At 59.6% G+C, this 12,725-nt stretch carries 9 protein-coding genes; 2 read left to right on the top strand and 7 right to left on the bottom strand.

The window, feature by feature from the left end:
- The first annotated feature begins 354 nt into the window (after positions 1–354).
- Positions 355–1,329: an alpha/beta hydrolase gene (locus CIK92_RS10170; protein ID WP_022310491.1), complete on the top strand. Its 975-nt coding sequence runs from the start codon at positions 355–357 to the stop codon at positions 1,327–1,329.
- A gap of 147 nt (positions 1,330–1,476) precedes the next feature.
- On the opposite strand, the gene CIK92_RS10165 is transcribed toward CIK92_RS10170, so the two are convergent.
- The 7 genes from CIK92_RS10165 to CIK92_RS10135 all read right to left on the bottom strand — a co-directional run bounded on the left by CIK92_RS10165 (position 1,477) and on the right by CIK92_RS10135 (position 11,336).
- Complete coding sequence (locus CIK92_RS10165; protein ID WP_094386792.1) at positions 1,477–2,775, bottom strand: sialidase family protein; 1,299 nt, start codon at positions 2,773–2,775, stop codon at positions 1,477–1,479.
- A gap of 81 nt (positions 2,776–2,856) precedes the next feature.
- Positions 2,857–4,140 carry a serine dehydratase subunit alpha family protein gene (locus CIK92_RS10160; protein WP_094386793.1) on the bottom strand — a complete coding sequence of 428 codons (1,284 nt, stop codon included), beginning with the start codon at positions 4,138–4,140 and terminating at the stop codon, positions 2,857–2,859.
- A gap of 30 nt (positions 4,141–4,170) precedes the next feature.
- On the bottom strand, positions 4,171–6,738 hold the full coding sequence (locus CIK92_RS10155; protein WP_094386794.1) for a transglutaminase family protein: 2,568 nt from the start codon (positions 6,736–6,738) through the stop codon (positions 4,171–4,173).
- Between the two features lie 10 nt (positions 6,739–6,748).
- Positions 6,749–7,501, bottom strand: coding sequence for a copper homeostasis protein CutC (locus CIK92_RS10150; RefSeq protein ID WP_094386795.1), 753 nt, complete (start codon positions 7,499–7,501; stop codon positions 6,749–6,751).
- 145 nt (positions 7,502–7,646) lie between these two features.
- Positions 7,647–9,005, bottom strand: a complete 1,359-nt coding sequence (locus tag CIK92_RS10145; RefSeq protein ID WP_094386796.1) for an MATE family efflux transporter — start codon at positions 9,003–9,005, stop codon at positions 7,647–7,649.
- Between the two features lie 7 nt (positions 9,006–9,012).
- Entirely contained in the window at positions 9,013–9,414 is a 402-nt protein-coding gene (locus tag CIK92_RS10140; protein ID WP_094386797.1) for a hypothetical protein, read from the bottom strand.
- A complete protein-coding gene (locus CIK92_RS10135; RefSeq protein ID WP_094386798.1) occupies positions 9,411–11,336 on the bottom strand; it encodes an AAA domain-containing protein in 1,926 nt (641 codons plus the stop codon). Before CIK92_RS10135 ends, CIK92_RS10140 begins: the two co-directional genes overlap by 4 nt.
- Before the next feature lie 224 nt (positions 11,337–11,560).
- On the opposite strand from CIK92_RS10135, the gene CIK92_RS10130 reads away from it, so the two are divergent.
- On the top strand, positions 11,561–12,598 hold the full coding sequence (locus tag CIK92_RS10130) for an AraC family transcriptional regulator (protein ID WP_158214777.1): 1,038 nt from the start codon (positions 11,561–11,563) through the stop codon (positions 12,596–12,598).
- Positions 12,599–12,725 lie beyond the last annotated feature (127 nt).

Raw genomic sequence — 12,725 nt, 5'->3', positions numbered from 1 at the left:
TAGTGTCAGCCGAATTGTCGTTATTTTTTGTTTACAATACCTTATTATATATAAGGCCCCACGGCGCGACCACCGTGGGCGGTGGCGCTGTGGGGTCGAAAATGATGCCATCCGGCAGGGCCATCGCCACGCATAGAGCCGTGGCGATGGCGTGGGCGGGCTCGTAACATACGATACGTGGACACGTGACTTATGATACGAGGGCTCGTGCCTTCCGATACGTGGGCTCGTGACTTATGTTACGAGCCGCCAATGGTGGTCACGACGGTGGCATCGGCAAACTTTTTGGGCGGCAGATGCGGTCATTGTGAGGATGTTTTCGTAAATTTGCAGTCGTATATATACTTGTATTCTATGGACAACCTACTTGCACGGCGTCTGCGCCGATGGGGATGGGGCATAGGCATAGCCACCGTAGTCATCGTGGTGGTGCTGGCACTTGCCGGCGCCTATATGCTCGACTACTCGCTCTTCCCCAAGATGCGCCACGGTCACAATCTGCCCTGGCGACTGGACAATATCATCAGCGAGAGTCCGCAGTTGCGGCCCTGGGCTGACAGTCTGAAACATAGTCATGCGCTGCACGACACCGTGGTGCTGATGCCCACGGGCGAGCGCCACCATGCCACCTACATCAACGCCAGCGAGCCCAGCCGCAGGGTGGCGGTGCTCGTTCACGGCTATCGCGACAACGGCATGGGCATGATGCACGTGGCGTCGATATACCACCACATGGGCTACAACATACTGCTGCCCGACCTCCATGCCCACGGCAAGAGCGAGGGCGAAGGCGTGCAGATGGGATGGAAAGACCGGCTCGACGTGATGCGCTGGATGGCGGTGGCCGACAGCCTCTGGGGCGGCACCGAGGGCACGGCGATGGTGCTCCACGGCATCTCGATGGGCGCCGCCACGGTGATGTGTGTCTCTGGCGAGCGTCTGCCCGACTATGTCAAGTGCTTCGTCGAAGACTGTGGCTATACCAGCGTGTGGGACGAGTTCGAGCACGAGCTCGCCAGCCAGTTCCACCTGCCTGCCTTCCCGCTGCTCTATACCACCAGTCTGCAGTGCAAGCTGCGCTACGGCTGGTCGTTTGGCGAGGCATCTCCGCTGCGCCAGGTGGCGCGCTGCCACAAGCCCATGCTCTTCATCCATGGCGACCGCGACACCTATGTGCCCTTTGCCATGATGCAGCGGCTCTACGACGCCAAGCCCGAACCCAAGCAGATGTGGATAGCGCGGGGCTCTATACACGCCATGAGTTTCCGCGACCATCCTCAGGAGTATGCCAGGAGGGTAAGACTCTTCGTAGACCAGTACATACGCTGACCGGCGGCGCCACGGCCCGACGGCAGATACAGCCCCGAATGGGGCAGATACAGAAACAGGAACTCGTTGCACATCCTCCAGAGGACATGCAACGAGTTCCTGTTTCTGCGTATGGGGCTGCCGGGCTACGCCCGACGATGGGTTATCTCACGCGGTACTTCCCGGCGGTGATGGTCTCGAGCGCGAGCGACTTGTAGACATTCTCGCAGCCGTCGTAGTTGTGCTCGCCCTCACCCTTGGGAAAACTGGTGCTGACGGGATTGGCTTGGAGCCCCACCGCGTGAGTGTCTCTTCGTAGAAGAAGGCTATGCGGTGGTCGGCCTGGAGGTCCATGCTGCTGTACATCGACACAGTGGGGCTGACCTGATAATAGCCGTCCCAGCCCTCGGCCAGTGCGCGCACGTCGCGCATATCAGAGGCATCGGCAAGTTCCTTGTAGAATATGCTCACGTTGTTGCGGCCCGTGCCCGTGGGCACCGACTGCAGCATCACGTGCACGGGCTTGCCGTCGCTGGTGCGCACTGCCGGCACGATGAGCATCTCGCCATTGGTGGGGTTGGTGCTGGGCGTGAGCGCCATGCCGCTCATCGTGGCCTTGGTCTGCTCGTCCCATCTGCCGCTGCCTGTCTTGACATCGTCGTAGGTGAAGAGGTTGAACCACCGGCCTCCCGCCGTGCGGCTGGTGATGACGACGCGCCCGTCGGGCAGTTCCTCACACTTGGCCTCGTCGCCGTCGGGCACGGGCAGCGCCGAGGGTCCGCCGAGGGCAGCCCATGTGCGTCCGAAGTCATCAGAGTAGATGACGCGGTTGCCCTTGGGGCGGGCGGTGAGGGCTGCGTAGATGCGGTAGTAGCGGCCCACCTTGACCACCCGGCTCTGGAATATCTTGCCTCCACCCACGAAGGCTGCATCTATGGGGTGGGTCTGGTCAAACAGGCCATATATCGCCTCGGTCTGCTCTATCGGCTGCTGCCAGGTCAGGCCTCCATCCATGCTACGTATGGCTGCTATGAGGTTGGGGTTATGACGGTTGGTGCTGGCGTAGCCATAGACGGTGCAGCCCGCCACAGCCATCATGAGCACCTCATGGCTCTCGCGGTCCATCACGATGGCAGGGTCGCCATAAGCAGCCGCCATAGGCGTCTTGACATTGTTGATGAGCGAGGCATCGCCCTCCGCCGCTTCTATCTCACGCTCGCTCCATGTGGCGCCATTGTCGGTGCTTATCTTGACCACACAGTCTACGCGTCCGAAGCCTGGGTCGGTGCCGCAGACCAGACGGCCCACGCTCGCAATGAGGCGTCCGCCATAGCCACAGGTAATGCCCGGGATGCGGTAAGGCGCAACATCGATGCCGCCCTGGGCTGTACTGAACAGTATGGTGCCGTCGGCATAGGCAGAGAGTGCCAGTAGCAGCATGCCGATGGCAGAGAGTATCTTCTTCATAAAGGGTGTGGTTTAGAGATTAGCAATAATAGATGTTCGGATATCGGGGGCGGCTGCGGTGCCGCCCCCGAGGGGGAGAGACTACTTGCCGGTCATGATGCGGAGCACCATGTCGTCGGTGGCACACATCGCCTCCTTGCCTATGCTGGTAAGGTTGCGTATGGAGCGGTCTACGTCGGAGTCGATGATGCCCTCGGCGCTGGTCACAAACTTGCCCTCGCGCGCCAGCAGGGCTGAGAGCAGGGCTGTCGATACGCCCGAACATATCTTGAGTGAGCAACTGGGCTTGGCGCCGTCGCATATCATGCCCGTAAGGTTGGCTATCATGTTCTTGACGGCATGGCAGAGGTCGTCGTAGCTGCCTCCCATGAGGTAGGTGATGCCACAGCTGGAGCCGATGCTCGCCACCACGCATCCGCAGAGGGCGCTGAGTCTGCCCAGGCTCTGCTTGATGTAGATAGCCGTGAGGTGGCTGAGCGTGAGGGCGCGGATAAGCTCTTCCTCGGTATTCTCGTTTTCCTGGGCAAAGACTACCACGGGGTTGGTGGCACAGATGCCCTGGTTGCCCGAACCGCTGTTGCTCATCACGGGTATCATGGCGCCTCCCATACGTGCATCGCACGCCAGCGCAGTCTTGGATATGATGTGCGAGAACATGGTGTTGCCAAAGATACCATGGCTCAGAGGACGGTCCATGGTCTTGCCCAGACAGTGGCCGTAGTTGCCCTTGATGGACTCTTCGGCTGCGCGCATGTTGAGGTCGCGGGTCTTGAGGATAAACTGCAACTCGTCGATGGGGGCGGTAAGGGCAAACTCGTAGACGAGCTTCATATTGAGCTTGACAGCCTCGTCTTCGGCCTCGTCGCCACGCCTGGTGCGGCGGTCGGTGATGACCTCGCCGTTGCGCTCCTCGAAGACGATGGCGGTATGGCCTCCCTCGATGATGGCTGTGGCGTGGTTGCCCGTCGTCTCGCAGATGGCTTCGATATAGAGCTTGTCGCACTCGCCCTGCTTGAGCTGTATGTTGATGTGGTCGCCGGCGAGATACTGCTTGCCTCGCTCCAGGGTGGCGGGGGTGAGGTCCTTGAGCACCTCGAGCTGATACTCAGACTTGCCGATGAGGGCTCCCAGCGCCACGGCTATGGGCAGACCTATCATGCCCGTTCCGGGAATACCTACGCCCATGGCGTTTTTCAGGATATTGGAACTCAGAAAGAGCGTGATGCGCTCGGGCTCGCGGCCCAGTATCTCTGTGGCACGAGCCACACACAGGGCTACTGCCATGGGCTCGGTGCAGCCCACTGCCGGCACCACTTCGCGCGCCATGAGTGCCAGTATCTTCTCTCTTACACTATTGTCTATCATAATGTTTGTATTTGTTGTCGTATAGTTGGATTACAGTCCGCGGATGGTCTTGAGCAGCTGGTCGCCCATGCCGATGGTGTAGCCATGGCTCTCGAAGACCACGCGGTTGAAGGTGTCGCCGATGACAAAGAGGGGCAGCGGCGCTGTGTCGGCAAGCCGCATGCGCTGGCGCAGGTCGGCGGCTATCTGGCCGTCGGTGTCTACGCCCATGACCACCGTCGAGGGCAGTCCGGGGATGGGCGACTTGAGGTACTTCTGGTACTCGGCATCGCTGGCGAAGAGCAGCACGATGGTGCGGCCCCATGCCTCGAACTCGCTACGTCGCTGGGCGATGTCGCGGAGGGCATGATTGGTGGGCTCCTGACCCACTCCGAGCACGCCCACTACAAAGTAGCCGCGTCCGGCGGTAAGGAGTATGCTCGTCTCGGCACCTGTGGCAGCCAGGCGGAAGCGTCCCTCGGAGTTGACCGAACCGATGACGCTCACCTCGTTGGTGGCCTCTCTCACGGTGAGTGCCTGGCTCACGGGCTTGTGGGCTACGGGGAAGAAGTCGATATGGGCCTTGACGCTGCCGTTGGCAAGTCGGGTGCCCGTGGTGAGCAGATAGTAGCCTGGCTCGACCTGGCAGCCTTGGGCAAAGAGCTTGGACCAGCGCGCACCTTCATCATAGTTGAGCAGACCGAAGGTGCCGTCGCTCTGGTAACGGCTCAGCGTGAAATGGGTATAGTATTCGGGGTCGTCGAGATGACGCTGTGGAGTAAAGGAGAGGGTAAGGGGCGTGGTGGCGGTGACGGCGGGGGCGGCAGAGTCGAAGTTGACCGACATCGTGGCATCGCCCCGACGGTAGTAGACATTGCCGGTGACGCCGTCGACCCAAGCCTCGATGCCCTGGGTACGGCAGAGGGCGGTGAAGAAGACCTTGAGCGAGCGCAGGTCGGCAAGACGCGAGCGCAGCACACCGACGGGGGTGGTGAAGGTACCCGAGGTGGCGAGGGTGTCGCATCGGGTGATGCTGTCGCGGCAGAAGGCGATCGTGGCGTCGACATCGCCCCAGCGCGAGCCCAAGACGGGGCGCAGGGCACAGGCAAGCACGCTGCGGTAGGGGGTGAGCCACTCTTGCGACACGCGCGGCGCCAGTACATGGAATACCGAGGCGTCGGCAGGAGTAAGGGAGAGCGCGTCGGTGAGCACCTCGGGGTTGACATCGCGCAAGTCCTTGTCGGTGAGGGTAGAGAGCAGGTCGAGGGCACGCGCCATCTGTTCGCTCTCGTCGGCTGCGGCGAGGAAGGAGTGGATGGTGCGCCAGTTGCCTTCGGCCTTGACCATGAATGAACGGGCCCGGTCGCCCCAGCGGGTGGCTTGGTCGCCCACACCCTGCATGAAGGTGGCGCGGTAGGCGGCGCGGATGGAGTCTTCGATGGCAAAGCGGCGGTCGTTGTCGGCTCGCTGGGCTGGGGTGACGGTGGGTATCTGCGCATTCTCCTTGGGGGGAGTGATGTCGATGTCGGCGCTGTGGCGCTCGCCAATCTTATGGCTGAGGGCAACGGTGACCATCGGCTCGCGGCCAAAGCTCACGCGGCTGTAGCCATAGGCCGAGCCGTGGGTGGCTATGACGAGCATATCGCCGTAGCCTGCCGAGAGCGACACCTGACCCTTGGCGTCGGTGGTCTGGATGGAGACGGGGAAGAACTCACCATAATTATATATGCGGTATTCCACGCGCGCGCCCTGGACAATGCGGCCCTTGGCGTCGGTGACCCTGACAGTGAGCGGGGCGGCTGGGGCGTAGTTGCTTATCACGTTGATTTCGGTGTAGTTGGCTGTGCGGCGCATCACCTCCTCTGGCCCGTTGTAGCGGCCAAACACCTTGGTGTGCATCAGCATGCCGCGGCTGGCTGGGGCATTGAACCAGCCCAGGTTGAGTACCGGTTCGGGCTCGCAGGCACCAAGGAAATACCAGCGGCCGTCGACCCAGGCTTCGACCCAGGCATGATTGTCGTCGGTATGTGCCCATCGCGGAGTATATACCTGGCGCGCGGGGATGCCCACCGAGCGCAGGGCTGCCACCAGGAGCGTGGACTCTTCGCCACAACGGCCCCAGGCGGTGCGCACCGTGGCAAGTGGCGACGACGTACGTGCATCGGACGGTTGATAGTTGGCCTTCTCATGACACCAGTGGTTGACTTCGAGCACGGCGTCGTAGAGCCGGCGGCCTCGAACGCGTGGAAGAAGTTCGCGCTGGAACACAAGACGGGCGGTATCGAGGTTCTCGTTGTTGACACGGATAGGCAGAACGAAGTGGCGGAAGACCTCGTCGGGCACCTGCCAACCCACCTGGGTGCGCACATTGAGCGTGGCGCGCACCTGGTTGAGGAAGAAGTCGCCGTCGTAGTCGGCTATGTCGTTGACGGGCATGTAGGCGTAGAGGAAACGCATGGCGTCGCGCTCACCGTCGGTCATAGGCCGATGGAAGATGTCGAAAAGATGTCCATGGGTAAGCACCGCCTTGCGGGCATTGAAGTCGGCGAGAGTCTGTGAGGTCTGCGCCTTGGCTCCCATCGTGCAGAGCAGGAGCAGGGTAATGAGTAATCTTGTCATAGTCACTGTCTTATTGGCCACAGAGGGCTGAGATGGTGTCGGCCACGCGTCGCGAGGTGGTAACCATCCTTGTATATTCGTCTATATCATCGCTGCCCATCTTGACCTCGCTGTTGCGGGTGCGCATGGAACTCTTGACGGCTTCGCGGGCAGAGAAATGGAACTCCCGGGCACCCGTGAGCTGGGCTATGCGGGCAATATTGGTCTCGCAGACGCCGCAGCCGGGCATGATGATGATGCGTCCGGCAGCCTGGTCTACCAGCTGTCGCAGCAGGGTGGCTCCCTCGAGCGCTGTGGGCTGCTGGCCCGACGTGAGCACGCGCTTCACGCCCAGGGAGATAAGCTGCTCGAGCGCTTCCTGCGGTCTCCGGCATCGGTCAAAGGCACGGTGGAAGGTGACAGGGATGCCCTGGGCTGCATCCATGACCGCCTCCATCAGCCGCAGGTCGATATCGCCGTCGGCGGTGAGGGCTCCCGTCACGATGCCGTCGACCTGGAGCGGTCGCAGGGTATCGATGTCGGCCAGGAGCGTGGCTACCTCAATCGGCGAATAAAGGAAATCGCCGCCACGAGGACGCACGATGACATTGAGCTTGATATCCAGATTGTGGCGGGCGTACGCAATCGCTCCGAAAGAGGGAGTAGTGCCTCCCTCGGGTATGGCGGCGCAGAGTTCTACACGGTCGGCGCCTCCACGTTGGGCTGCGAGACAACTCTCAACTGAGTTGGCACACACTTCAAAGGTATAATCTTTTCGTAACATAGACTGTTTAAGTTTTCGAGGTTGTAAAGATAGTAATAATGGTGATTATGACCAAACTTATCACCAAAAAAGTAAGTACGGCGGGCTGAATATCCGTCTCATGGACCCGCTGCAGAGTCGCCAGTGCACTCCCCCGCCCCATGGGCTACATGGCGACGGGGCGCGGAGTGGTGCGGCTGAGTCGGCGGTAGACCCACAGGTAGGCGGGGATAAGGAAGAGCACGGCGGCGAGCCATGCGGTGGGGTCGCCGAAGCACACTCCGGTGAAGTGGAAGACTGGCACAAGCCACAGGCTCACTCCGCTGCGCGCAATCATCTCCATCACGCCGCTCAGCATGCTCAGATTGCTGAAGCCCATGCCCTGGATGGAGTAGCGGAAGATGCAGAGCAGTCCAACGATGACAAAGAAGTAGTTGTTGATACGCATAAACTGGGCAGCCAGAGCCACTATCTCGCTCTGCCCACTGTCTACGAAGAGCATCATAAGCTGGTCGGCAAAGGGGTAGATGACCGCCAGGGTGAAGACGGTATAGACCGCCATGATGGCCATGGCAGAGCGCACGCCGCGGGCTATGCGCCCTATCTGTCGGGCTCCCACATTCTGGCCGCAATAGGTAGCCATAGCCACGCCGATGTTCTCGTAGACACAGGTGAAGAGATACTTGATGCGCATAGACGCGGTGAAGGCTGCCACATAGGTGGTGCCCAGGGCGTTGTTGGCGCTCTGGAGCATGATGATGCCTATGCCGGTGATGGAGAACTGCAGTCCCATGGGGATACCGCTGTTGAGCAGATGTCCGGTCATGCTGTCGTGATAGGTCCACTCGTCGCCGTGGGGGATAAGCATCTTCAGCGTGCGGTGGATGTAAACCCAGCAGAGCACGGCAGCCAGCGCCTGGGAGAGCATCGTAGCGATGCCGGCGCCCTCGACGCCCATGCCCATACCGAGGATAAGTATCACATCGAGCACGATATTGACCATCGACGAGACGATGAGGAAGTAGAAGGGCTGACGGGAGTTGCCCAAGGCACGGATAAATCCCGAGAGGAGATTGTAGGCTATGGTGAAGGGAATGGTGAGAAACGTGAGCAGCAGGAAGATGTAGGCATCATGGAAGATGTCGTCGGGGGTGTTGACCACCCGCAGGATGCGGGCGCAGAAAACCGCGGTGAGCACGGTGAGTATCACGGCGATGACGGCTCCTATGCGCAGCGAGTGGGCCACATAGGCGCGCATCTTGGAGTAGTCGTGCGCACCGAAGGTCTGCGCCACGGGGATGGCAAATCCCGCGCACGAGCCGTTGCAGAAGCCCATGATAAGAAAGGTGATGGACGAGCTGGCGCCAATGGCGGCAAGCGCTTCCACGCCGACCCACCGCCCCACGATGGCAGCGTCGATTACGAGATACATCTGCTGGAGTATGTATCCCAGAATAAGTGGTAACGCAAAGCGGAGTATGCCTTGCGTAGGAGACCCTACGGTCATGTCGGTGGTATTACCCATATTGTTGTTATCCTTTGTCCTTTAAGATACGGCGAATGGCCTCCATCTTGTTATGGCGGTCTATCGAGTAGGTATCGCCATGAGTCTCTACATAGTCATAGAGCCGGTAGGCCTTGTCGTAGAGCAGCGTACTGATCGGGACAGCACAGTAGGTGGCCTCGGCATAAAGCAGCTCGGCAAGCATGCCAAGTCTGCCGATACGCTCGTCATCAGCCCACTGGTCGTGGGCATAGACCATAGTCTCCTCGAGCGAGAGGTTGCGCACCAGGGTGTAGTCGCCCACATACTGACGGTAGAGGTCGGCCATCTCACGGTCGCGGCGCGCAGCGTCATGACGCCGCTCCATGAAGTTGGCCAACGCGCGGCCAAATTCTTCTATCATTCGCAGATAATAGTCCTTTTGTATCATGATTGGTTGTCGTGGTTGATGGTCTGTATATAGTCCCAGAGCTGACGGTAGAAGGGGTGGCGGGTCATGGTGTCGGCGTTGCCCAGGATGATGAGCTTCATACGGGCACGGGTGATGGCGACATTCATGCGGCGCAGGTCGCGCAGAAAGCCGATTTGACCGCTGTCGTTGGAGCGTACGAGCGAGATGAGGATGATGTCGCGTTCCTGACCCTGGAAGCCATCGACTGTGTTGACACTGATGAGGTGGCGGAAGGGTCTGAACGACTCGCGACGACGGATGAGCTGGCGCAGATACTGGACTTGGGCGCGGTAGGGCGAGATGATGCCTACGTCGATGCGCTCGTCGAGCACACGCTGGCGCCCTATCTTGTCAAAGTAGGCCTGGAGCGTGTCGAGAGTATAGCGTGCCTCGCCCTTGTTGATGCGACCGAAGTTGTCACCCACAAACTGCTCGCGGAAGGCAGTGTCGGCATCTTCGCCGTCGATGGCGGTGTCGGGCACAATCCACTCGATGGGGTTGTCGTAGTCGAGGATGCCTCGGAAGCGCACATCGGGCGCCGACTCCACGCGGCCCTTATAGAACCAGTCGCTGGAGAAGCGCATAATCTGCTCGTTCATGCGATACTGGGTCTGCAGCAGGGTGACAGCCTCGGGATGATTGCCCACGATGCGCTCCATGAGCGTCACACCGAGTCCGCCTTGCATGGCAGCCAGACTCTTCACCGTGGGAGGCAGCTGGCAGTGGTCGCCGGCAAAGACGATGCGCTGCACACGGCGGGCGGGTATCCAGCAGGCGGCTTCGAGGGCTTGGGCAGCCTCGTCGATGAACAGGGTGCCAAACTTCTGACCCTCCAGGATGCGGTTGGCAGCACCGGTGAGGGTAGAGGCTATCACGCGGGCTTCGCCGAAGAGCTGCCCGTTGATGCGCATCTCTATCTCGACGGCACGCTCACGCAGCCGGTCCATCTTCTGATGGAAGCTCTCGGTGTGGCGGCGCTGCCGGCGCAGTTCGCGGATGGCCTTGCGTATAGCCCAGAGCTGCGGATAGTCGGGGTGCGACTCGAAGCGGCGCTCATAGGTGAAGGCGAGCATCTTGTCGTTGACGCGGGTGGGATTGCCTATGCGCAGCACGTTGACGCCACGGTCCACGAGCTTCTCGGAAATCCAGTCGACAGCCATATTGCTCTGCGCACACACCAGCACCTGACTCTCGCGGCGCAGCACTTCATAGATGGCCTCAACCAGGGTGGTGGTCTTGCCCGTACCGGGAGGGCCGTGCACCACCATCACGTCCTTGGCCCTGAGCACCTCGTTGACGGCGTGCTGCTGGGTGGCGTTGAGCCAGGGCAGCTTGATGTCGTCGAAGGTGAAGCGCGCCGGAGCGGCATGGCTGTAGAAGAGGTCGCGCAGATAGGCCAGACGGTTGCCGCGGGCATGGACGACGCGGTCCAGGGCATCGGCCATAAGCCGGTAGCTGGTCTCGTCGAAGTAGAGCTGCACACCCACCTTGTCGCTGCAAGCCGACAGGGCGCCCACCCGTCCGTTGTCGGGCAGGGTGACGACCATGCGGTCGCCGTCGACATAGCTCACCACGCCGGTGAAGTCAAAGTAATGCAGACGGTGCTCACGGGGATGATGCTCGTCGGGCACCATGCGGAAGAAGGTGACGGGGCGGCCATACTCAAAGTTGTGCTCGATATCCTGGTTGTCGGTGCGGAAGACCTCGACAGCCAGTTGGTTGAGGGAATTGTAAAAGGTGTTGCCGACGCGCAGCGGCAGCCACACGTCGCCACGCTTCACCAGTCGCGCCACACCGCGTTCCTCGGTCTGCTGGCGAAATTCCTCTTTCTCCGTTTCATATTCCAGCCTGAGCAGCACGCGTTGCTGCTCCAGAGCCTGTATGGATGATATCTGCGTCATATACGCTGCAAAATTACAAATAATTGCTTATACAGAGTAACAAACGAATGAAAAAGTAACCACCCGCCCCGTCGCGGCGGAAGAGGAAAATGCACCGCCGCCGACAAATAATCGGACAAAAGGAATGGACGGCTCGATTTTTATTTGTATTTTTGCGGTCAGCGCCCATAGACTTGCCCCGGTCCGAGGCGCAGAGAGATTATCACCTACTAATTATAGACCTAATGCTGTACGCCATATATTTCATCTACGGCCTCTGCGTCATGTTCTACTTCATGATGGCGTGGCTCTTCTACCGCAAGGACAAGGAGTTGTTGTCAAGACTGGTCACCGTCTTGATGCTGGTCATCGGCATGCAGTGCCTCAAGGACCTCCTCTTCATCAAGCCCATAGCCGAGCTCGACGAGACCGACTGGATGATTATCACCTCGTCTGATGTGATAGCCATCCCGCTCTATGCCTTCACCCTCATCGAGCTGTGCAGCCCCGCCAGCCTCACCCGGCGCACCATCATCATCCACGAGCTGCTGTTCATCGTGCCTTTTGTCCTGTTCTTCATCACCCGCGACATCATCTACTACTATGCCGAGATACTCGAGGCCCTTGTCTATGGTCTCTGCTATACCATCTGGGCTGCTTTCGCCATCCCCAGATACCATAGAGAGCTGAAGCGACGCTTCTCCTACACCGAGAACATCAACCTCAACTGGCTGCGCGCCATCTTCCTCTCCTTTGTGCTCATGCTGGCGCTCTGGATAGCCGACAGTCTGCATGCGGGCTATTCGTTTGAGATACTCTATATGAGCTCTTCGCTGGTGCTATGGATGTTTATAGCTTATAATATGTATAAGCACGAGTCGGTGCTCGACGAGCTCTACGACGGTATGGACACCGACCCCACGCCCGCCGCCGACGCCACCGAGACCGAGATGTCCGAGATAGGCAGGCGCATCAGCCTGCTCTTCGACAAGGACCAGATTTTCCTCAACCCCAATCTCAAGGTGTCAGACATAGCCACCGCCATAGGCACCAACCGCACCTATGTCAGCGAGTTCTTCAACAAGGAAGAAGAGTGCAGCTTCTATGACTATGTCAACCGCGCCCGCATCGAGTACGCGTGTACCCTGCTCGACGGCTCCGATGCCAACATCATGAAGATAGCCGAGCTCTCGGGCTTCAACAGCTCACAATCGTTTATCCGAGTTTTCTCCAAGCTCAAAGGCATTTCACCCACCCGATATCGCAAGGACGGATGCAACTGAGCATCAGCCCTTTGTGAAATTGTTAATTATTTTTTTACGCATTGTTACCTCAGTTTATCCTTTGTGAACGATAAATTGAGAGATTGTTAACTGTCTTTGCTCCGCCATAGCTTATCTTTGCAACCGT

Source organism: Prevotella sp. P4-67 (assembly GCF_002251325.1).
Classification (GTDB): Bacteria; Bacteroidota; Bacteroidia; order Bacteroidales; family Bacteroidaceae; genus Prevotella.
This window is presented reverse-complemented; position numbering and strand designations above follow the sequence as displayed.